Here is a 23,759-nt window from a genome sequence, read left to right as displayed (position 1 = left end):
TATTTCATATTATCCTCAATTGAAATAATAAATACTCCATATTCAAAAACAACTATAATCCTAATACAAGCTTGGCAATAGAAAAATAAATGAATACACCTAATACATCAACTATAGTTGTAATAAAAGGAGCTGACATTAAAGCAGGATCTAATCCAAAAGTTCTAAAAACAAAAGGTAAAGCTGAGCCTGCTATTGAAGCTAAAATAGCAATTATAACTAAGCTAACACCTACAGATATCGATACTAACCAACTCCCTTGAACTCCATAAGCCCAAATTGTAGCTAAAGTCCCTAATATTATTCCTAATAAGGTTCCAGCTATTAGCTCTCTTAAAATGACTTGCTTAGAGCCAAGATCTGTAATATCGTTTGTATTTAATCCCCTTATAACCACTGTTGAAGATTGAGCTCCAACATTACCTCCAGTACCTGTTAATAGAGGGATAAAAGCAGTTAAAATTGCCATTTGTTCTATCAAAGCTACGTGAGATTTAATTATCATCCCAGTAACCGTATTAGTAAGTAATAAAATTAATAACCATGCAACTCTTTTTCGTGTAACTGTTAATAAATCTGTTTGAAAATAATTCTCACCATCTGACTGCACTCCACCTAAAGCATAGATATCTTCAGTTGCTTCTTGTTGAATAATATCGATAACATCATCTACAGTAACTACTCCAACTAGTCTTTGTTCTTTATCTACAACAGGAACTGCAAATAAATCATATCTTTGTATTGTTTGTGCAACTTCTTCTTGATCATCGTTAGTATTAACACAAACAATGTCTTTTACCATTATTTTTCCAAGAGTAGTATCTGGATGAGATAAAACTAAATCTCTTAGTGAAACAATACCTACTAGATGACGAAAAGCATCAGTAACATAAAGATAGTAAACAATTTCAGAAGAAGTCGCTAAAGTTCTTATATGTTCAAGTGTTTGAGATACAGTAAAGCTTTGTTTGAGTGAGATATACTCTGGAGTCATGATACGTCCAGCTGTATGCTCTTCATATCCTAATAATAAAGCTGTTGCCTGTCTTTCTTCAGGACTTAGCTGTTCTAATAAACGTCGAACAATTTTTGCAGGTAATTCATCAAATAAACGAGCTCGGTCATCAGGAGACATTCGATCAACAATATCTCTAACCTCTTGTTGCTTAAATTGTTCAAGTAAAGATTGTTGAACTGTAGATTCTAAGTGTTCATAAACAGCAATAGCTTCTTCTTTCGACAATAAACGAAAAGCAATTACCTGTATTGATTGAGATAAACCTCCAATAGCTTCAGCTATATCCACAGGTTGTACAGATACAAGAATTTTTTTTGCTTCTTGCAAATTTCCTTGTTCTAATAATAAAGCTAATTTATTACATATTAGCTGACGCAACTCTTTACGGGTATTTAATTGCACCATAGTTATAGGTTCATTCAATAATTACAGGTTCATTAGAACAAAGTCCATCTCTTTTTTTCCACCATAATGATATTAACAAGATTTAACCTTGCCTATAATTTCGTTATCATAATTTCTTATGGAATTTATTAAGTCTTTCGATCTATCGTACTATTAACTCTACTATAAATTAACTACATAAATTTTTTATTTAAATTATTATCAAATATTTATGGGTACTTTTTTATTTACTTTCGTTCACAGTATACAATAGAGAGATCGTAGTATTTATCTTTTTTTGTTAATTCATGATTTAAACTATAAAAATTAAGTCTTGAAAGCTATAAAAAAATATTCTCTGATCAATAGTTTTCACTTTTAAAGAACTGTAAAAACAACTCTTTTCTAACAAATTTTTTAAATCAAAGAAATATAATTTCCAAAATACTACTTTATAGATGTGTAGGCTGAAGAAAAATCATGCAAAGCCTCGAAACCAACCCTATGACAAAATGAGCCGAAACTTTCACCATCTTGTTTTTCTTTCTTGAAGTAAAAGAATAATGGCTCAATAAAATTTTCTATCTCCTCATCAGGTAGTTTGTCAACATAAGGTTTAGCCAATCGAGTTTGATCCGAACTACCTCCTAGCCAAATTTGATATTTTTCTGGAGCACTACCTACAATTCCTAACTCTGCCATATAAGGTCGAGCACAACCGTTTGGACATCCTGTCATTCTAATTACAATTTTTTCTGAAGACAAGTCCAATAAATTCAATACATTTTTTATACGGCTAATTATGGTAGGGAGTATTCGCTCTGATTCTGTTATTGCCAAACTACAAGTAGGGAGGGCTGGACAAGCCATGGAATAGCGAGTTAAAGAATCTACTTTTTGCGGATCACTATTTATGCCATGAGATTCAAGAATTGTTTCAATTCCTATTTTAAAAGCTGGTTCAATCTCGCATAAAATAAGATTATGATTAGCAGTTAAACGTATAGGTAAAAAATACTTATCATTAATTTCTCTAAGAGCAGTTTTCAGAAGAAAGCTATCCTTGTCTTTTATTCGGCCATTTTCTATAGAAATGCCTAGGAACAGCTTGCCATCTCCTTGCTCTTGCCAGCCAAGATAGTCTTTATATCGCCAGTCTGGAAGAGGTCTAAATGGTTCTATATTTTTACCTAAATATTCTTCTATTTCTTTACGAAATATATCTAGACCCCAGTCTTCAATAAGATATTTCATACGAGCATGACGACGTTGATTACGATCTCCATAGTCTCTCTGTACAGCTACAATAGCTTTCATGAAGTCATAAATATCTTTTTTATCTACATAACCGAGAGGATCCGCTAGTCGAGGAAAAGTTTCTTCTTTATTATGAGTACGACCCATTCCTCCACCTGCGAAAATATTAAAACCAAGTAATTCTTTATTATCGTCTGTAATAACTACTAAGCTTACATCGTGTGTATATAAATCAATAGAATTATCTCCAGGTACAGTAACACTACATTTAAACTTTCGTGGCATGTAGTGTTTTCCGTAGATAGGTTCGTCCCCGTTGTCAAAAAACTTTCCTCTATTATTTTTTTGACGGGCTTCTATGGTTTCAGGAGATTCTTCTACACTAATAGCTTTTTCGCCATCTAACCAGATTTCATAATAAGCTGATGTCTGAGGACTTAATAAATCAGCAATTTTATCTGCATACTCTCTAGCATATTCATATTCTGGAAAATTTTTAAAAGGTGCAGGAGGTGACATAACATTACGGTTAAGATCTCCGCAAGCGCCTAAAGTTGAACCCAGATTCTCGACAATTGTTGAGATTGCTAACTTGAGATTTTTTTTCAAAATCCCATGAACCTGTAGCCCTTGACGTGTCGTTATTCTTAAGGTGTGGTTGCCATGAATGTCACTAAGTTTATCTAAAGCAGCATAAAGCTGGGGAGAAATAAAACCACCTGGGTTACGAGTACGTAACATAAATTGGTAGTCTTTTTCTTGGCCCTTTACTCTGTTATCTCTATTGTCTTGTTGATAAGAACCATGAAATTTGAGAATTTGGACTGCTTCTTCTGTGAAATGAGTACTATTTTCTAATAATTGGGTTGCTAGTGGTTCTCTTAAAAAGTTGCTAGTTTCCTTTATTGTTTCTAATTTGGAAACTTTATTGGTGGATGAAACTGGAATCTTAACCATTGAAACAAATATTTAAATTCAATAATAATCTAGTTCTTCTCGCTCAGTCAAAATTTAGATGACTTTCTTTATATTAACTCTTTTAGCTAAATTAGTCTTTATTAAAGATATAATAGCCTAATGTTTATATAAGATTTTCTATATAAAAGACTTATTTCACATTTATAATTCTGAAACACATATTGTTATTTAACATCTTAATAATTTTAAAATAATTACAATAGCTTATACGTTATTAAAATAAATCAATTATCAATTACCTATTAGATCCATCAATAAGATATGAAAAACATTTCTTATATCATTATCTTTTATTTATAATTTAAATATATTGCTTTATAGGAAAAGAACTTTATTATTAGTCTATGCAAACATTGAAATTAAGACAATTAATTACTTATCTTGCCCCTTATAAAGTTAGTATACTGATAGGTACACTTTCATTACTAATAGTCAACGGTTTGGGAGTTTACATACCTCTACTGATAAGAGACAATGTCGATAGTTTGAGGTATTCTTTTAATATTCATCAAGTATTAAAAACTGCTATTCTCATTTTTGTATTAGCTTCGATTGCATGGATTATTAGAATGCTGTCTCGTCTACTGATCTTTGGAATAGGACGTGATGTTGAGTTTAGTTTAAAGCAAAAGATATTTCAACATTTATTAACTTTAGAACCAGCGTATTTTTCAACACATACATCTGGAGAATTTATTAGCCGTGCAACTAGTGATGTCGACAATATTCGACGTTTAGTAGGTTTTGCTTTACTTAGCTTAATTAATACAATTTTCGTTTATACTCTAACTTTTCCCGTCATGCTAAGTATAAACATCTTACTTAGTATTTTTGCAGTTATTATCTATCCCTTGATGCTAATTATAGTCAAAATTTTTAGCAAAAAGTTACAAAAACAACAGTTAGCAGTACAGAATCAGTTATCTATACTTAGCCAATTAATTCAAGAAGATATGAGTAATATATCTTTAATAAAAATTTATGCTCAAGAAGACAGTGAAAAACAGGAATTCAACTATAAAAATCATCAGCTGTTAAAAGTTAAATTAAAATTAGCCGAAATTCAAAACTTTTTATTTCCTTTAATTGAGGGATTGTCTTATACCAGCTTACTATTACTATTAAGCTTTGGAGCATATGAAATTAATAAGAACAATATTAGTATAGGAGACTTTATTGCCTTAATAATTTTAGTTGAACGTTTAGTATTCCCAACTGCTTTATTAGGATTTACGATTACAGCTTATCAAAGAGGAGAAGTAAGTATTGATAGGGTAGAAACTATTTTTAGAGTTAAACCTAAAGTTAATAATATAGTTAATAGTAAATTCTTGCCTATTGATTCTGTTAATGGAGTAATAACTGCACAAGACCTATCTTACACTTATCCAGGCAACGAAAAGCCAACTATTAAAAACATTAACTTTACTATTAATCCTGGAGAAACAATAGCAATAGTAGGTCCTGTTGGATCTGGCAAGACAACTTTAGCAAATGCGTTGCTCCGTTTATTAGATATTAATGTTGGAACACTTTTTTTAGATAATCATGATTTTACTGAAATTTATTTAAAATCATTAAGAGAAATTATCGCTTATGTCCCACAAGATAGTTTCTTATTCAATACAACAATATTAAATAATATTCGTTATGGAGATCCACAAAAAGATATTTATGAAGTAGTGAATATAGCTAAAAAATCTCAAATTCATAAAGAAATTCTAAATTTTCCTCAACAATACGAGACTTTGGTTGGAGAGAGGGGAATCACTTTATCAGGAGGTCAACGCCAACGTACAGCTCTTGGTCGAGCATTACTCATGAACTCTCCTATATTAATATTAGATGATGCTCTTTCTAGTGTAGATAATAAAACTGCTACTCGTATTCTTGAAAATCTCTCAAATAAAAAAAGGAAAAGTATTATTTTCATTTCTCATCAATTATCTGCAGCTGCCCATGCAGATAGGATTTTTGTAATGAATCATGGAGAAATTATACAAACTGGAGATCATAAAACCTTAGTAAATGTACCCGGACTTTATCAAACTTTATGGCAACAAAATCAACTAGTAGAAGCTATTAATTAATATTTTTTATACTTAAAAGATAATCCTATAGAAATATCTAAATAATTTGCCATGCCATGTTATCTAAAATTGATATAGAATCGTTAAAGAATATATATTTATGAATGAGGAAAATAATTAAAAATGAATACTGCTATCACCCAGCTAATTTTTCAAACTCTCAACACATTCCTTAACATATACCTTGTATTAATTTTTATTCGTATTTTACTTTCTTGGTTTCAAACTGCAGAGTGGGCATATAATGCTATGTCTTTTCTAAGCCCTATTATTGATCCATATCTTAATATTTTCCGTTCATTCATACCTCCATTAGGTGGTATTGATATTTCTGCAATTTTAGCTATTCTTGCATTACAGTTTGTATCTAGTATTTTAGATAGTCTATCTGCATATAGTGCAGTAGGTTTCTGATAAATATTAAAAGTAAACATTCAAGAACTACAAATATTGTGGATTTCTTAACTCTTGAAGGAATTAGTTAGTAAGCTTAAAACTATGCCTTAAAATTACTAATTCCTATGACTAATTTAATTCTTGGATTTATGGGTCATCTATTATCAATACATAAGATTTTATGCTAACAAGCATAAATCATTGAGTTTAAGAGAGAGTATATAACCGATCCATCTTTAAAAATATTTTTTAGAAATTGCAAAACAAGGTTGTTAACATATCATGTCTTAAATAAAATGACCTGTTAACAACCTTGTTAATTAGTACTAAGCTAATTTGGCCATAGTTAATTGATTATTATTTAGAATTGTTTGCAACTCATCTGAATCAATTGTTTCTTTTTCTATTAGCATTGCTGCTAAATCATTTAAAATATGACGATTGTCTTCTAGTACATTTTTTGCACGCTTATACGCGATGTCTACTAGCTGACGGACTTCTTCATCTACAGCAGATGCAGTTTCATTTGAAAAATCTCTATCAGAAGCAATTTCTTTTCCTAAAAATACTCCACCACCATTTTGCCTTCCTAAAGCTACAGGTCCCAAACGATCACTCATACCAAAACGAGTAATCATTTGTCTTGCTACTCTCGTTACTTGCTGTAAATCATTAGAAGCACCTGTTGTTACTTCTTCTGCTCCAAAAATAATTTCTTCCGCTACTCTCCCACCTAAGGCAACTGCCATTTGATTTTGTAAGTAAGAACGAGAATATAGACCTGATTCCATCCTTTCTTCACTGGGAGTAAACCAAGTCAGGCCGCCTGCTTGGCCACGTGGAATAATACTAATTTTTTGTACAGGATCGTAATCAGGCATTAATGCACCCACCAATGCATGCCCTGCTTCATGAAATGCTACTAGTGTTTTTCTTTTTTCACTCATAACTCTATTCTTTTTCTCAGGTCCCGCCAGAACTCTATCAATGGCATCATTAACCTCATCCATCGAAATTTCAGTCAGACTACGGCGAGCTGCTAAAATTGCAGCTTCATTTAATAAATTAGAAAGATCCGCTCCTGTAAAACCAGGAGTGCGGCGGGCAATTTTATCAAGGTCAACATCTTTAGAAAGAGTTTTTCCGCGAGAATGGACTTGAAGAATCTCTCTTCTACCAGCATAATCTGGTCGGTCAACAACAACTTGACGATCAAAACGTCCAGGACGCAATAGAGCAGCATCTAAAACATCAGGACGGTTAGTGGCAGCAATTATGATAATTCCTGTATTGCCTTCAAACCCATCCATTTCTGTTAAAAGCTGATTTAAAGTTTGTTCTCTCTCATCATTGCCACCGCCTAAACCGGCTCCTCTCTGACGTCCTACTGCATCTATTTCATCAATAAAAACAATACAGGGTGCGTTACTTTTTGCCTGCTCAAATAAATCACGGACACGAGAAGCTCCAACCCCAACGAACATTTCTACAAATTCTGATCCAGAGATAGAGAAAAAGGGCACTCCTGCTTCTCCAGCCACTGCTCTTGCTAGGAGGGTTTTACCAGTCCCAGGTGGTCCAACTAAAAGAACTCCTTTAGGAATTTTTGCACCAATAGCAGTAAAGCGATCAGCATTCTTAAGGAAATCAACCACTTCAGTTAATTCTAATTTGGCTTGTTCTATACCAGCGACATCACCAAAAGTAACTTGAGTTTGAGGTTCCATTTGAACTCTTGCTTTTGACTTGCCAAAATTCATTGCCTGAGAACCAGGTCCATTTTGTGTTCTTCGTAATAGGAAGAAAAGTCCTACCAAAAGTAACATAGGCAAGAAAAGACTGCTAAGAACTCGGAACCAGACTCCTTCGCTATTTTGTGGCTGAATTACGATATCAACTTTATTCTCAGAAAGAATATTAATAAGTTCTGGGTCATTTGGTAAATTAACCAATAAAGGAGCACCACTGTTAGAACTAGAGACTTTAGCCTGTGTCCTATCTGCGCTTAATATTACTTGTTCAATTTGGTTGTTTTCTACTTGATTAATGAAATCGCTATACGTAAGATTTTCACGACTCTGAGTATTGCTATTATCTAAAAAAGCAGATACTAATGCCAATACGACAATTAATAAGAGCCCGTATAGTCCGGCATTTCGCCATTTTTTGTTATTGTTGTTCACGCTGTCAACCTCTTTTTAAATAGGGTGAAGATAGAATTAAGTAAAATATATCAGAAATAAAAACTTAAGCAGATAATAACGTCTATGACGTAGGAAATCTTTAATAAAAATGCTTGTTAATTTATGTTAACGTTTCTCATGGAAAATTGACTAGCAAATTTCAAACTTAAAGCAAATATGTAGAAAATTTAATTAAGTAATTTAGAAAACTATAAATATAATTCAACCATGAATATTTTAAATTGAGATTTTTAAGTAATCCTTGAAAATAAGATAATGGAGCGTAATTTATCAAATTACGCTCCATTATCTTATTTATTCTTTTGAAAGATAGTATTTATTAAAATAACAATACTTTGTTTAATAAATTGTACTAAATGTACTAGTAAAAGTAGAGGCAAGTACCACTTTACTTGCCTCCGCAGAACTAACTTCTAGTTAAAAGAGAAAACTAGTTCTTAGAGCGCCAACCCAAATACTATTATTTAAGTTGTTACCATCTGGTTGTAATATTACATAAAATCCAGGAGTTAAAAGGATATTGTCGTTAATCGGATATTTATATTGAGCTTCAACTATATAAGGAGTATCTTGATCGGGAACAGTTAAATCTCCTGGAATAGCGTCAATACGTCGAGAATTAGGGAGGGAACCACCTGCTACTGATAAAACAGCTCCATCTTTAAAGAAATCTACTGCGGAAAGAGCAGTCATCCATGACCAGTAATCTGCTCCAAATCCACGACGACTAACTCCTGAAGAATCATGGCCTTGGGCTCTTGCTAAAGAATAACCGACCCAGCCTGTTAAGTTAAATGTATTGTTAATACGCCAATTACCATTTGCTCCATAACTATCTCTAATAGTTGGAGTGCCCAAAAACGGATCTCTACCGATACCTCTTCCTACTTTATTTTTAACAGATTTAGAGCGAAAATGTTTTTCAACGTAACTTCCTGTAGAAGAACTAATGTTAACATCATTAGACGTAAAATAAGAATGAAGAAAATGAACATTTAATGAAACTGAATCTATTGGCTTAAAGGCTAGCTGGGTTCCAGCAGTAAAGTTACCGTTAAACAAACCATTGCTAAGAGAAGGCTTGTTACCATCTTTAGATAGGTAAAGACCTCTAAGTGTAAACATATCATTGAATTTAAAGGCGAAACCACCACCAATTCCTTCTGGTCCTCTCATAGTCAAGGGATCTCGACGAATAAATCTAGATAATGCACCTGTACCCGAACTTTTTAAGAATGGGTTACCCTCATCAAAAATATCATTTATCTCTAAATTTTCTGCTCCGACCCAAGTTGTAAAGTTGCCAGTGGGGAAACGATAGTACAATTTATTAACAACTGCATTACCATTTTGCTGAGCATCATGGCTTAGGCGAGTCATTTCAGTACCTGTAAACTCTTTAAGATTTGGAATACTACCAGCTTGAATACGAGTTCTCAATAGATCCTTTCCTGAGAAAGAGGTGCTTAGGAATAATCTTGTCCTATATCCAAAGGTAGCATTGTCGTCGATACGACGGCGTTCTGCAGGTAACAAGCCTTGGTTTGATAAATCTTGTTCTCTAAAATCTAGTGCTCTTTCCCCTGCAGCTGAAGAAAGAGTAAACAAAACTTCACCTTTTAGCTTTGTAGTAGTTGAAAATTGATGATCTTCAAGAAAAGCAGCTCTTGATTCAAGGTTACTTACTCTTGCACCCAAAGCAATTAGTTCTTGTTCAAATTCTTGAGATAAACGTTTTAATTTTTCAATATCTTCTCTTAAAACAGCTACATTTTCCTGTAGTAATCTTTCAATAGTATTTAAACAAGAGTTTAAGCCAGCTGCAAATTCGTTTCTAGAAGCAGAATAGTTACCTCTAAAAGTACGATCAGGATAACCTACAATACAACCATAGCGTTCAACAAGACTTCTAAGTGCTTCATAGGCCCAATCAGTAGGTGAAACATCTTGTAACTCAGATATGTTAGTTACCTGAGACATATTATCGCTAAAAGTCGTATCTCTAAATTGTTTTATATTATCCTGACTAACAGGTACTTTTAGTTGTGGACGATTTTTTAATACGCTTAATGCTTCTTCAGGAGAAACAGTATTTATTTTAGTTTTTTGAATTTTAATTTCGGTAGTTGTAGCTGTTACTCCAGATGTAACTAGCAGAAAAGTTCCCAAAGTCACTGGAATAATTTTAAGAGATTTCGTCAACAAATTTAACATATACATAATCCTCACACCTAGGAAACAAGTAATTTACCCTAGTAAATACTTAGACGTAAAAGTACTCACTTAAATATGATAGACTTCTTCGATTAGATAAAGTTGCTTTTATAATTTATGAAAGCTAATATTCTTTCTATGATTATTTCGAACTTCGTATCTATCTCCATGACGAGAATAAAATTAAATATCGTGAGTATTATGTTTTGCTAATAATTTATATTAGGTTTTTAAATAAACATTGTCTTACTTCTGTAGATTACTTACAGTACATATATAAAAAATATAGTATTTTATTTTCTATGGCTAGAATATTTTTCTAGGCTAAAATAAAAGTATTCTAGGATTTTTAACCTTCATTTTTATGTTTTTTAGTAAGATGATTAGTTATATTTTTATAATTAAAATACGATAACAATTAAATTTTTTACACATATATGTTCATAAAAAAGTCAATATAAGTCATTTGATAAGTATCAGTTAATTAAATTAGAGTATCAATTATGATTAACATTACTGAAATGAGTCTTAGAACATAGTAAAAAATTTTTGAATAATATTTATAAAATTGAAATGTTCAATAAACCAAAAAATAAGTACCAATCAATTATTATTCTCAGCATGATATTAGTCGGATTGACTAGTACTTTTTTTTATTTCCTGAACTTAAAAGATGGACGGAGAAGAGAAAATATAATGATATTAAATTACTTTTTCAGCAAGATCTTAAAAAGGAATCTATTGTTTTAACTCTAGCGGAAGTTCCCGCAAAGCAAAGAAAAGATACCTTAGAAAGAATTGCTTCTCAGAAAAAGCCATCTATAGAAAGAGCACGTGCACGCTATCTTTTATCTGTTGATTTACTCACACAATATGAAGGAGGTCTTGCTCTAAGACAATTAAAGCATTTAGAACATGAATATCCTATCTTAATGCCTTATATTCTATTAAAAAGAGCTAGAGGTTATGAGTTAACAAATAATCTTACACAAGCTAAAGACATTTGGAGAATATTAATTAAAAAATACCCTGCATCTTTTGTATCAGCAGAGGCTTATTATCAATTAGGAAAATATGAATCCAAATATTGGGATGTAGGAATTATCAAGTTTCCTCAACATCCTAAGATTCAAGAATTAATTTACAAGAGACTGGAAGAAGATCCTAAACAATTTGAATTACTAATATCTTTAGCAAGACATGCCATATATGATAAAAAAGCTAATAATGTTCGTAATTATCTAGTTAATAACTATACAGAACAGTTACTTCCTCAAGACTGGGAAACTATTGGGAATGGTTATTGGGAAACTCGAGAATATGATAAAGCTTCTTTTGCATATCTGAAAGCTAAAAAAAGTCCTCACAACCTTTATCGTTTAGCTAGAGGACAAGAATTAGAATTTAATCAAAAAAAAACAAAAAAAATATTTGAAACTTACAAAAAAATACTTGTAAATTTTCCCGATTCTTCAGAAGCATTGCTATCACTAAAGAGATTAATAATATTATCACCTCCTGAAATTGCTCTTAACTATCTTGACCAAGTTATGCAAAAATCCGATGTAGACATTCCAGAAAGTCTTTTGCACAAAGCAAAATTATTGCAAAAATTGAATCGTACTAATGAAGCAGATAAAATTTATAAGTTATTAATTTTTAAATATCCTCATCATAAATCAACTGCTACATATCGCTGGCAAATTGTTAAAAAAGCTGTTAATAAAAAAGATTTTTTAAAAGCTAAAGAATGGGCAAAATCAATTTTTATTGACAATACAGATAGTCCAATAGCTCCAAAAGCAGGGTTTTGGCTAGGTAAGTGGGAAAAAAAATTAGGTAATTTTCAAGAATCTAGACTAGTATTTCAAAATGTAATAAAAAATCATCCTCAATCCTATTATGCCTGGCGCTCTGCTATCCAATTAGGATGGAACGTAGGAGATTTTAATAATTTGCGCCAGATATTCCCTTTGATTAGCCAACCAACTCTTCGTCCCACTCCTCCTGCTGGATCTGAAATATTTAAAACGTTGTATCGGTTAGGTCAAGATAATGATGCATTATTGCTTTTTAAAGCAGAGACTAATCAAAATTATGATTTTAGTGTTAAACAAGGTTTTACTGATGCTTTACTAAAATTAACTCACGGGAAAAATCTTCAATCTATCAATCAGATCTGGAATCTTCAAAATAAAAATAATTTTTCTGAAAAACAAGAATGGAAAAATCTTCGAAAAGAGGATCAATATTGGCGAGCTTTATTTCCACTTCCTTTTTATCAATCCATAACCAATTGGGCTAAGCACTATAAATTAAATCCTCTATTAATTATGTCAGTAATGCGTCAAGAGTCCCGATTTGAAAATAGTAGCGAATCACCTGTAGGAGCAACAGGTATAATGCAAGTAATGCCAATCACTGGAGAATGGATATCTAATCAGATGAACATTAAACACTATCACCTAAATGACTTGAATGATAATATTTTTTTAGGAGTTTGGTATTTAGATTACACTCATAAAAAATATAATAATAATTCTTTATTAGCTGTTGCAAGCTACAACGCAGGACCAAATAATGTATCAAACTGGGTAAAACAATATAAAACCCAAGATCCTGATCTCTTTGTAGAAGAAATTCCGTTTAAAGAAACCAAAAATTATGTCAAATCAGTATTCAGTAACTATTGGAATTATTTACGTATTTATGACCAGGAAACTTACTTGCGATTAAAACAATATAAGTAGTACATATATCAAAATAAGTATTTTACTTATTACTCCACTTATATGGTAAAAATAGAACTTAAAAATTTGTAATTAAAAATAAAATCTATTTTATATAAAATCATTGATTATCTCTTTAATAAATAATTACATCTACTATCTTTTTCTCTATAGGGACATTCTAGTAAAATGATTTTTTGCTTTCTATTGCTCGCTCTACAATTAACAAATTTATTATCGTTAATATCAACACCATCACAATTGATAGTGTCAAGACTATAACCTCTAGAAAACAGTCGTAGTTTTTTTTCTGCGAATTGCCTTATAAGACGATTTTGAGGATTTTCGGTAAGATTGGATATTCCAATGGTAAGAATGATAATTGCAATAATGCTCATAATAATTATATTCATCAAATTTACAATATATTTGATATCATTCTTTAAGTTATTCATTGTAGTTTCCGTAATCTTAATATAAGAATCATTAATTTTTAGTAAACTATTTTCCTTCTGAAATATTTATCTTTTGTAACTAATAATTTAAGTTTTTCAGAAATATGTTAAGGAAGAACTTGTGATATTTAAAACTGTATAAATTAACACAAAAGCTAAGTTTTGAATTATGCATTCTAAAAAATATTTTTCAATTATCTATAGATATACATATTTTTAGCAACCATTATTAGTATGATGTCTTGATTCAATAAATAAGACTTAGATACCTTTTTACTAAATAACACTTTTCTTTTTAACATTTAGCATCATTACTAAATAGTCATACTTAAAGTATTTTTTAATATGTTCTTCTAATATCATTTTTATGAATACAGTATTAATGATTTTTTTGTTTAGAAAAATAAGTAAGAGCTATAACGTTTATTGTCATTATTAAATCAGAATATCTATACATAATACGCTTATTATCCTATCCTATAAAATGATGTTTCTAATAATAAAGTTTACTCATTAAGACTATGAGAGTATTCCTGTTATTGAAATAACTACCTTCCTAAAGATGTCAATATATTACTCTAAAGTATCTCTATCTTGTAATAATGGGGAAATTTAATAATGGAAAAAGGTCTCATGTGGACGCCTTTACTTATATTCTTTAGCTGGTTAACTTGGAACGGATGGAATGAATATAAAAAGTTAGAAGCTTATAATGTATGGTCAAACGAATTTGATACGTCTAAATACGATATTTACTCTATTATTGGACTTAAAGATAAACAGCTAACTTGGGGAACCCCAAAAAGAACTATTTCAGATAATTTGTCCAATTTTTCGTTAAATGATGTTGAATCAATACAGTTACTGATTAATAACAATATTACTACTTTAGATAAATTACCTAACAGAGGAAAAGCATTAATACAGTTTGTTTTTATTGACTCAAACAAATCTGCTATTACAATTCCTTTCACAGAGATTTCTTTAGCAGCACAATGGACAAAACATCTAGACAATCTAAGACTTCAAAAATAAATATCTTTTAGTTTTAAAATACTAAGTAACAAACTTATTTATAACTCAATTGATCTATTTTTTATAATGAGTTCTTTAAATTAGGTATTATTTAAATTAAGGAAATTGGGAGAAAATTATTCGCCCAACTTCCCATGTATTTTAAATTACATTCCAGGTAAATTTAATCCACTAGTAAGAACTTCCATCTTCTCCCTCATTGTTTCAGTTGATTTATTATAGGCATCTTTCATAGCCATTGTTACAAGTTCAGATAAAGCGTTAGGGTCATTATTCATAGCATCTGGACTAATAATAACTTGACGAGGTTCTTGGTTCCCGCTAATGATTACTGTAACTAGCTTCGCTTCGTCACTATAACCCTCGATACCCATTTTTTCTAACTCTTCTTGAAGTTGTTGTGCTCCAGCTTGAACCTGTTGTGCTTTTTTAAATGCTTCTTGAAGTTCCTTAATTTTTCCTAATCCAAATCCAAACCCTTTTCCTTTTTCTTGTGACATATCTTTTAAATAATATTTAATAGAACTAAATTAATAATTATAATCTCCGAGAAAAAGTTCTTATATTTACTTGTTTCTCAATTATAGAGACTATTTATTCCTGGTTTATCGTAGCATAAAGATATAAATTGATTTTAGAGTAATTAAAGTTATGCTTGTTAATTCGTTAGTGTAAAACTATTTTTTTAAATATTGCACACTTTTTTATTATCTTTTTTACAAGTAATATCTAAGAAAGCTTTGATTTTTTTGATATCTATGAAAGGAAGTCGTTTAAGTAAAAATTATCTGCTATTGGAAACATACAATATCCCCATTTAGGCTTATCAATAAATGACTATTTACTTCAAGCGATAGAAAATGCAAGTTAATTAAGTTACGTAATTAATTCATAGAAAACATCTGCTAATTAACATATAAAACATAATGCTTCTATCTTTATAAAAAGAATTATTTGGCTTATAAAAAACATTTGTAATATTAATACTGTTTCTAATAAATAATAAATTCATATTTATTGGATTCTAGTTTCAGAAAATATTTTGTCTAAAATTTCTGTCGCACCTGCATCTCGTAAACATACAGATAGTTCATATCCTAAATTTTCTGCTTGTTCCATATGACCGGAAACAGTATTTTTCAGCATGGTTTTTCCATCTAGGCTTGCTACAATTCCAGTTAAAGTTAAGATATTACATTCTATTTTAGTAGTAACTCCAATGGGTACTTGGCATCCACCTTCTAATGCTCTTAAAAAAGAACGTTCTCCCATGCAACGATAATGAGTTTCTGAATGTTTTAAAACTTCAAGTAATTCCAAAATCCTAGAATCAGCTGCTCTACATTCTATGCCTAAAGCACCTTGCCCTACGGCATGTAAAGAAATATCTTCAGGAATAATTTGATGAATTCTATTATCCATGTTTAAACGTTTCAAGCCTGCTGCTGCAAGAATAATAGCATCGTATTCCCCGGCGTCTAGCTTGGCCAAGCGAGTGTTAACATTACCACGAACATCTTTAAAAATTAAATAAGGGTAGTGATGCCTAAGTTGAGCCAACCTTCTAAGAGACGATGTACCAATAATAGATCCTTCTGGCAAAGTATCTAATTTGTTATTTTTATATTTTTCATTAACAACTAACGCATCTGCAGGATTTTCTCTCTCTGTTATGCAGCCTAACATTAAACCTTCTGGTAAATTAGTTGGTAGATCTTTCAATGAATGAACTGCAAAATCTATTCGATTCTGCAACATGGCTACTTCTAACTCTTTTGTGAATAGTCCTTTATCTCCTATTTTTGCAAGAGCAACATCTAAAATATTATCTCCTTGTGTACTCATAGTTTCTATTTGAAACTCATAATTAGGATAATGCTTTTGCAGTTGTTCTTGTATCCAGTAAGTTTGCACCAATGCTAATTGGCTTTTTCGAGAACCAATGCGAATTAAACGATTAGAAACAACCATAAAGAATAAGTTATTATTTGAACGTAATCATGAAAATTAGATGAGTACAGATTATCGTAGTCTTTGTTCATAGAATAGATAAGAATAATCATATGTGAAAAAATTTATATTTCTTTACACAGAACGATATAAGACTATTTTATGGATTTCTATTCTACAAATAGTCTTGTAAGATATCATTGCTTAACAATCTATAGCACTTTATTATAAATATAAAGTCGATGGATATAGTGTAATTTTTGATTAATTTTTAAAGTAATGAATTCATAAAACTTCACAAAATATGAGACGCTATTATTTAAAAATTAGACTTTTAAATGATAGTGATTGCTAGGGTAGATTATAAAAAAATAATGCTAGATTTATTCGCCAGTAGGGAAACCTTTTTCAGATATGCTTCCTATGGATTTTATTTACAAACTAATTTCGATATTTATTGTTAATAATTAGCACAAACTAAATATATATATAAATTCTACTAATATAAATTTTAGAAATCTTTATATAAAAATTAAAATATCTTCAATTATCAATAATTGAAGATATATTAGTTTAATAACTTAAATGATCAGTTGAAAAATAATTACTAAAAAATATTGCTTACTCAATAATTAGAAAAAAATAAAAATCACTTAGAACTTTTTCTATTTTTTTCTAATTATTTGGCGAATCGTCTATAGAATCTGTAATAATCTAGAAAAGTAGTATCTGTTTTATCTACATTTGTTAATAAATGAAATTAAATCAGGTTTTGGTAATCTATTTGGATACATTAACTTTGTTCAAGGAAAATTAGTTTTGAAGAAAATAGGTCCACATTAAAAAAATCAAATCTTACCAATAGCATAAAAGATTATGAAAAAATTATTTTTCTAATCTGCTTAGGTCTAAAGTATATAGCCCTCAGAACGAGAGCTAACTAAAAATTTCATCAACTCAATTACTGGAGGTACATTCTAAAATGTCTATTCGCTTATATGTAGGTAATTTGCCTAAAGAAAATATTGAACGTCAAACTCTAGAAGAATTGTTTATTGATGCCGGCGAAACTATTTCGATTAAAGTTATCAAAGAACGTAAGACAGGTAAGTGTCGGGGTTTCGCGTTTGTTACTGTTCTGACAGATGAATTAGCAGATGCGTTTATTGAAAAATATAATGGTCAATCTTTTATGGAAAATCCTCTTAAAATTGAAAAAGCTCTTCCAAGAGCTAAAGGGAAAGATTCCTCAGATGAAAGCACTGATATTAAACCTGCACCTACTAGAGCTAAAAAAAGCACTAACAAAAAACGTGATAACAGGACTCAGATATCAGGAAACTCTGGGAATGAAGGCTTTCAACCCGATCCTCGTTGGGCAGATCAATTGGCTCAATTAAAACAAATACTGGCAACATCTTCATCTTCCAAAAATTAGAGAGTAATAGATAAATGATAAATAAGGGATGGATTAATTAGCTAAAGCCTGCCTCATCCCCTATCGTTCATTTAATGTAAAAAATTCAAAAGCAGAATTTAATAAACTTTAAATTTAAAGGAGGTAATAGATGACTGATCCAATAATAGTTATGAAACAACAAGTTGGGAAAGCTGCCGCTGAATATATTGAATCTAATTCAATTATCGGTTTAGGAACAGGATCCACAACCGCTTACGCAATAGAGCATATTGGAAAACGCTTGCAATCTGGTACCTTGAAAAACATAGTAGGTATTCCGACTTCGTTCCAGGCAGAAGTTTTAGCTAAACAATATAATATTCCTCTTAGCACTCTAGACATGGTAGATCACATCGACATTGCAATTGACGGAGCAGATGAAGTTGATCCATATAAAAATCTCATCAAAGGCGGTGGCGCTGCTCACACTCAAGAAAAAATTGTTGATAGTCTTGCTAAAAAATTTATTGTAGTGGTTGATGGCAATAAAATGGTAGATAAATTAGGCTCTACTGTTCCAGTACCAGTTGAAGTCATACCTAAAGCTCTTACCCCAGTAATAAGACAATTAAAAGAACTTGGAGGTAGTCCTGATTTACGAATGGGTGTCAAAAAAGCTGGACCAGTTGTTACAGACCAAGGCAACTTGATAATTGATACTAAATTTGACTATGTTAATGATCCAAAAAGTTTAGAAGCAATAATTAACAATATTCCAGGTGTCTTAGATAATGGCTTATTTGTTGACGTGGCAGATTTGATTTTGATAGGTGAAATTATTGAGGATGTTCCTGTAGTAAGAGAATTTTAAAAAACGTGTTCTTATAATTGTATTAAATGAAATAGATGTCAGAGATATTTAAATTTTCAAGAAAGATAAGATTTTAAAATATTTACTTTATTATTGTTTTAAACGGTATCTGATTAAAATATCTTGTTTAGTCCAGGGTGCAGGAGTTGAACCTGCCTTGCACGAATTATGAGTTCGTTGCCTCAACCGCTCGGCCAACCCTGGGATTAATTTAAAGCTAACATATTATAGCGCAATAGTGAATAGATAAAAATATTTGTGTAACTGTTCAACTAAATTATTATAATCAAGAAGAATTTTGTATCATTCAATCAACAAGATGAAAACAAATGCAACGGTAAGGCTTACAGTATTATTATCAGTACTTATAGGTACTGGTACCATGGGAGCTTATTTCGCTTATCAGGCAGGCTCTCAAGCCCTTAAAGGAGTAAATCAATTAAATACTAATCCTAGTAAAAAATTGGTGGATAACTCCAACACATTCACCCAACCAACTCAGTTCAAGCCTATTGACGAAAAAACTGTATTAAGTAAGGTTTATGATTATACAAATCAAAAAAAAGAATTAGTAAATTTCCACAAAAACGAATCTCAAGATGACAAAACTCAAAATATTCATAATAAAACTTCAAAAAGCTTACCTTTGCAAGTTACGGATCGAGAAGTAATACTAGAAATAAAAGAGGTCCTAAATGAAGGTGAGGCAATGCTTTTGAAAATTAATTTACAAAATAAAGGGACTGATAAAATTAAATTTCTTTATAGTTCTTTAGAAATTCGTGATGATAAGAATTATTCTCTTGGGGCAACCATAAAAGGTCTTCCAGAAGTCTTGCCACCTAAGAGTAATATTTTTAGGGGAGAGATAAGAATTCCTCATTTTTCTATTAAGAAAAGTAGAACTTTATCTCTAAGTTTAACTAATTATCCTGATAGAAAGCTTAAACTCAATATAAATAATATTCCTGTGATCTGATAATTATTTAAAAGTTATCACATTTGATATATGTCAACTTCAGATATTTTAATACGGGTTTTATCAGTTTTTTTCCTTATAGCCATTAATGCATTTTTTGTTACTGCAGAATTTGCGATGGTTTCGGTTAGGAGATCAAGGATTAGTCAGTTAGTTAAGGCTGGAGATATTCAAGCTCAAACAGTTCAATCTTTGCAGCGTAGTCTTGATCGCTTGCTTTCAACGACACAGTTAGGCATAACACTATCCAGTTTGGCCCTAGGCTGGGTTGGAGAAAGTGTTATGGCCAAGTTAGTGATAGAAGTCTTAACAAAATCACCATTGCCGAGATTTGTTAGTATAAGCCTATCTCATAGCATTGCTATACCTTGTGCTTTTCTGTTTTTGGCGTATTTACAGATTGTTTTAGGAGAATTATGCCCTAAATCATTATCCTTGTTGTACTCGGAACAACTAGCTAGATTCTTAGGACCTTCAATTAGAGTTATATCACAGATATTTAATCCTTTTATTTGGATTTTAAATCAATCGACACGTTTTTTATTACGCAGCATTGGAATTCAGTATACGGGGCAAGAAAGGTACAGTCAGGTTACTCCTGAAGAATTACAATTAATCATATCTACAGAAGGAGAATCAACAGGTCTAGAAGCTCAAGAGAGAGCTCTGCTTAAAAATATATTTGAGTTTGGTACAGTTACGACAATGGAAGTTATGGTTCCTCGTACTCAATTAATTGCTGTTTCAGAAACTACTACTTTTGAAGAATTATTGGAAGAAGTAACTAAAACTGGACATTCTCGCTACCCAATTAAAGGTGATTCTCTTGATGATATTCTAGGTATTATTGATTTCAAAGATCTTGCCGAACCTTTAGCTCAGGGGGAGTTGAGTTCAAACTCTTTTCTATGCGCTTGGGTTAAACCAGTAAAGTTTGTCTCTGAATCAATGCCTCTTGATGAATTATTATCTTTAATGCAGAGATCACAACTAAAAATGGTAATTATAGTAGATGAATTTGGAGGAACATCTGGGCTAATTACAATACAAGATGTAATTGGAGAAATCCTAGGTAATGATTCAGAAGATATAACTGAAAAAAAGGAAATATTAAAAATAATTGATGAAAATAATTTTTTAATAGAGGCTCAATTAAATTTAGAAGAGCTCAATAATGTATTAGGTTTAAACTTACCTTTGATAGATGAATATCAAACATTGGGAGGTTTTTTATCATATCAGTGGCAAAAGATACCTATGCAGGGAGAAATATTAAAGTATGACAATTTATTATTTACTATCGTTAAGTCTGAAGGCCCACGTTTAAGACAAATTCATATTCAAAGAAAACCTTCTAGCAACTACGATATTTTGGGGAAAAATGCCAATAGTTCAGGAGATTGCGATGATATGAACATGGAGAATAATTATGATGGAGAATAGGAGATTCGAACTCCTGGCCTCTGCGGTGCGATCGCAGCACTCTACCAACTGAGCTAATTCCCCAATAAAAAAATGCATTGAAATAAGTTTATGTTGTATGGGTATATACAAATTCTGGATACTTAGCGGGACTGACGGGATTCGAACCCGCAACTTCCGCCGTGACAGGGCGGTGCTCTAACCAGTTGAACTACAGTCCCAATTTCTGTTGCTAAAGTAATATAACTATTTTCTGTATATATTGTCAAGTTAAAACAATAAAGACACTGTAATATGTCTTTATTGTTTTACTTTTTTTAAATTTATTGATGAAATTTGTAACTATTTATATATTAATCTTGTAAGATGATCTCGAGAACTTTATTATAGGATTTTTGTATGAATCTAAAGAGTAGTTGGACAATATATAAAGAATTTCGTTTTGAAGCAGCACACAAGCTACCTCATCATAAAGGGAAATGCTCTCGTCTTCATGGACATAGCTGGGTAGGAAGAGTTTATATTACACAAAACAATTTACACGATGAGGGATCACAAAAAGGTATGGTTATGGATTTTGGTGATATCAATAATTATTTAAATCCTCTTATAGAAAATTTTTTAGATCATTACTATCTTAACGAAACTACAGGCTTAGAAAGCCCAACTAGTGAGGCCGTTGCGCAATGGATTTTCGAACAACTTGAAAAAGCAAAGCTTCCTGGATTAACCATGGTTGAAGTAAAAGAAACTTGTACATCTTCTGCTAGCTATGTTAAGGGTTCTAATTCGTAAAAACTTAATATAATAATATGACAGGCAAAATATTCTTTGTAGGTTCAGGAGTATTTAATATATCTTATTTGACTCTTAGGGGATATTATTTACTATCTAATGCAGAAGTAGTAATATATGACACTTTAATTGATTCGAGTTTATTAGAATTGGTACCAGTTAATTGCCTCAAAATTTATGTTGGAAAACGTCGAGGTAAATTAAGTACTCATCAAAAATATATTAATAACTTATTAGTAAATCATTGTTTGTTAGGGAAGAAAATAGTAAGGTTAAAAGGAGGTGATCCTTCCTTATTCGGGCGTCTTACAGAAGAAGTATATGCCTTAACGCAAGCTAATTGTAAGTACGAAATAATTCCTGGTATTTCTTCAGCATTGGCAGCTCCTGTATTAGCTGGAATTCCAATTACTGATAAAAAAATAAGTCAATGCTTCACAATATTAACGGGACATGACTTAACCATATTAGACTGGGAAACATTAGCTAGAAGTAATACACTAATAATTCTGATGGGAATAAAGAATCTTAGTAAAATTATTGATAAATTAATAATTAATGGTAAGTCTTCAAATGAATCGGTTGCAATCGTTCATAATTGCGGAAGTTCCAATCAGATAACAATTACAGGAACACTAAAAACTATAGTTGATAAGATTGCAGCTAATTATTTATCTCCAGCTATTATCATAATTGGAGAAGTAGTAAAATTAAGAAATATGCCATCGTCTTCTAATCTCCCCTTAGCAGGTAAAAAAGTAATAATAACTCGTTCTCATGAGTCTTCTAGTCAATTTAAATTTCAGTTGCAAGAAGCTGGAGCAGATGTTATCACACTACCTTTGTTAGAAATACTACCACCTTCTTCTTGGGAAAGACTAGATGGAGCAATTCAAGAAATTTCATCTTTTGATTGGCTGGTTTTGACTTCTGCAAATGGGGTGAAGTTTTTTATGGAAAGATTACATGACTTAGGAAAAGATATTCGTATTTTAAATAATATTAAAATTGCTGTTGTTGGTAAAAAAACAGCTGATTATTTAAAGAAATTTTACTTAAAACCTAATTTTATACCTTCTGATTTTATTGCTGATTCATTAGTTGAAAATTTTCCAGAAGATATCAATGGTAAAAAGATCTTATTTCCTAGGGTAGAGACAGGAGGAAGAGATATACTTTTAAAAGAATTTATAAAAAAAGGGGCTAGTATCACTGAAGTCCCTGCTTATCAATCAATTTGCCCTAAAAATATTGATAATGAAATATGGAAAATATTAAAAAATGAGCAAGTAGATATAATTACTTTTACTAGTTCTAAAATTGTTAAACATTTCTATCATTTATTCAAGAATATATTTCCTGATAGTATAGAAGAAAAAAAGATCTTATCTAAATTAGATAATGTTTATCTAGCATGTATTGGACCTCAAACTTCAAAAACCTGCAATGATTTATTTGGCAGAGTTGATGTTGAAGCAAAAGAATACACGTTAGAAGGCTTAACTAACCAATTAATTGATTACTTTTCATAGAGACTGCCATTCCGGATATAGGCGTATATACAAACCACCAATATGTTTCAT

The 23,759-nt window shown here is 31.1% G+C and carries 17 protein-coding genes and 3 tRNA genes; 10 read left to right on the top strand and 10 right to left on the bottom strand.

What is annotated here, in order from left to right; all coding sequences use genetic code 11:
* Positions 1-52: 52 nt before the first annotated feature.
* Entirely contained in the window at positions 53-1,423 is a 1,371-nt protein-coding gene (mgtE, locus tag UCYN_RS04645; RefSeq protein WP_012954351.1) for a magnesium transporter, read from the bottom strand.
* A 426-nt stretch (positions 1,424-1,849) separates the two neighbouring features.
* A complete protein-coding gene (gene sir, locus UCYN_RS04640; protein WP_012954350.1) occupies positions 1,850-3,616 on the bottom strand; it encodes a sulfite reductase, ferredoxin dependent in 1,767 nt (588 codons plus the stop codon).
* 365 nt (positions 3,617-3,981) lie between these two features.
* Here sir and UCYN_RS04635 point away from each other — a divergent pair, with 365 nt between their 5' ends.
* Positions 3,982-5,727 carry an ABC transporter ATP-binding protein gene (locus UCYN_RS04635; RefSeq protein WP_012954349.1) on the top strand — a complete coding sequence of 582 codons (1,746 nt, stop codon included), beginning with the start codon at positions 3,982-3,984 and terminating at the stop codon, positions 5,725-5,727.
* 123 nt (positions 5,728-5,850) lie between these two features.
* Positions 5,851-6,141, top strand: coding sequence for a YggT family protein (locus UCYN_RS04630; RefSeq protein WP_012954348.1), 291 nt, complete (start codon positions 5,851-5,853; stop codon positions 6,139-6,141).
* Between the two features lie 308 nt (positions 6,142-6,449).
* Here the strand turns inward: UCYN_RS04630 and ftsH3 are convergent, their stop codons facing one another.
* A complete protein-coding gene (gene ftsH3 / locus UCYN_RS04625; RefSeq protein ID WP_012954347.1) occupies positions 6,450-8,306 on the bottom strand; it encodes an ATP-dependent zinc metalloprotease FtsH3 in 1,857 nt (618 codons plus the stop codon).
* Positions 8,307-8,744: 438 nt separating this feature from the next.
* A complete protein-coding gene (locus UCYN_RS04620; RefSeq protein WP_012954346.1) occupies positions 8,745-10,541 on the bottom strand; it encodes an iron uptake porin in 1,797 nt (598 codons plus the stop codon).
* 932 nt (positions 10,542-11,473) lie between these two features.
* Here UCYN_RS04620 and UCYN_RS04615 point away from each other — a divergent pair.
* Positions 11,474-13,291 (top strand): lytic transglycosylase domain-containing protein, encoded by a 1,818-nt coding sequence (locus UCYN_RS04615; RefSeq protein WP_012954345.1) that lies wholly within the window; start codon positions 11,474-11,476, stop codon positions 13,289-13,291.
* Between the two features lie 107 nt (positions 13,292-13,398).
* On the opposite strand, the gene UCYN_RS04610 is transcribed toward UCYN_RS04615, so the two are convergent.
* Positions 13,399-13,668 (bottom strand): hypothetical protein, encoded by a 270-nt coding sequence (locus tag UCYN_RS04610; protein ID WP_236608127.1) that lies wholly within the window; start codon positions 13,666-13,668, stop codon positions 13,399-13,401.
* A gap of 675 nt (positions 13,669-14,343) precedes the next feature.
* Here UCYN_RS04610 and UCYN_RS04605 point away from each other — a divergent pair.
* Positions 14,344-14,760 carry a hypothetical protein gene (locus tag UCYN_RS04605; protein WP_012954343.1) on the top strand — a complete coding sequence of 139 codons (417 nt, stop codon included), beginning with the start codon at positions 14,344-14,346 and terminating at the stop codon, positions 14,758-14,760.
* Between the two features lie 146 nt (positions 14,761-14,906).
* Here UCYN_RS04605 and UCYN_RS04600 read toward each other — a convergent pair whose 3' ends face one another.
* Together UCYN_RS04600 and hemC are read right to left on the bottom strand one after the other, a co-directional pair.
* Positions 14,907-15,260, bottom strand: coding sequence for a YbaB/EbfC family nucleoid-associated protein (locus UCYN_RS04600; protein ID WP_012954342.1), 354 nt, complete (start codon positions 15,258-15,260; stop codon positions 14,907-14,909).
* A gap of 514 nt (positions 15,261-15,774) precedes the next feature.
* Positions 15,775-16,731 (bottom strand): hydroxymethylbilane synthase, encoded by a 957-nt coding sequence (gene hemC / locus UCYN_RS04595; RefSeq protein ID WP_012954341.1) that lies wholly within the window; start codon positions 16,729-16,731, stop codon positions 15,775-15,777.
* A 961-nt stretch (positions 16,732-17,692) separates the two neighbouring features.
* On the opposite strand from hemC, the gene UCYN_RS04590 reads away from it, so the two are divergent.
* Positions 17,693-18,148, top strand: a complete 456-nt coding sequence (locus UCYN_RS04590; protein WP_012954340.1) for an RNA recognition motif domain-containing protein — start codon at positions 17,693-17,695, stop codon at positions 18,146-18,148.
* Between the two features lie 130 nt (positions 18,149-18,278).
* A complete protein-coding gene (gene rpiA, locus UCYN_RS04585) occupies positions 18,279-18,980 on the top strand; it encodes a ribose-5-phosphate isomerase RpiA (protein ID WP_012954339.1) in 702 nt (233 codons plus the stop codon).
* 131 nt (positions 18,981-19,111) lie between these two features.
* On the opposite strand, the gene UCYN_RS04580 is transcribed toward rpiA, so the two are convergent.
* Positions 19,112-19,184 (bottom strand) — tRNA-Ile (locus tag UCYN_RS04580).
* Positions 19,185-19,299: 115 nt separating this feature from the next.
* Between UCYN_RS04580 and UCYN_RS04575 the strand changes: the two genes are divergently transcribed.
* Both UCYN_RS04575 and UCYN_RS06135 read left to right on the top strand, forming a co-directional pair.
* Entirely contained in the window at positions 19,300-19,959 is a 660-nt protein-coding gene (locus UCYN_RS04575) for a hypothetical protein (RefSeq protein ID WP_012954338.1), read from the top strand.
* Positions 19,960-19,989: 30 nt separating this feature from the next.
* Entirely contained in the window at positions 19,990-21,402 is a 1,413-nt protein-coding gene (locus UCYN_RS06135) for a hemolysin family protein (RefSeq protein WP_071813729.1), read from the top strand.
* Here UCYN_RS06135 and UCYN_RS04570 read toward each other — a convergent pair.
* Positions 21,393-21,465 (bottom strand) — tRNA-Ala (locus UCYN_RS04570). The genes UCYN_RS06135 and UCYN_RS04570 overlap by 10 nt on opposite strands.
* A 63-nt stretch (positions 21,466-21,528) precedes the next feature.
* A tRNA-Asp gene (locus UCYN_RS04565) sits at positions 21,529-21,602 on the bottom strand.
* Positions 21,603-21,780: 178 nt separating this feature from the next.
* On the opposite strand from UCYN_RS04565, the gene queD reads away from it, so the two are divergent.
* Complete coding sequence (gene queD, locus UCYN_RS04560) at positions 21,781-22,176, top strand: 6-carboxytetrahydropterin synthase QueD (RefSeq protein WP_012954337.1); 396 nt, start codon at positions 21,781-21,783, stop codon at positions 22,174-22,176.
* 17 nt (positions 22,177-22,193) lie between these two features.
* A complete protein-coding gene (cobA, locus tag UCYN_RS04555; RefSeq protein ID WP_012954336.1) occupies positions 22,194-23,708 on the top strand; it encodes a uroporphyrinogen-III C-methyltransferase in 1,515 nt (504 codons plus the stop codon).
* Positions 23,709-23,759 lie beyond the last annotated feature (51 nt).

This window comes from Candidatus Atelocyanobacterium thalassa isolate ALOHA (assembly GCF_000025125.1).
Taxonomy (GTDB): domain Bacteria; phylum Cyanobacteriota; class Cyanobacteriia; order Cyanobacteriales; family Microcystaceae; genus Atelocyanobacterium; species Atelocyanobacterium thalassae.
Note: the sequence above shows the minus strand (reverse complement) of the source record. Positions and strands in the feature narration are given on the sequence as shown.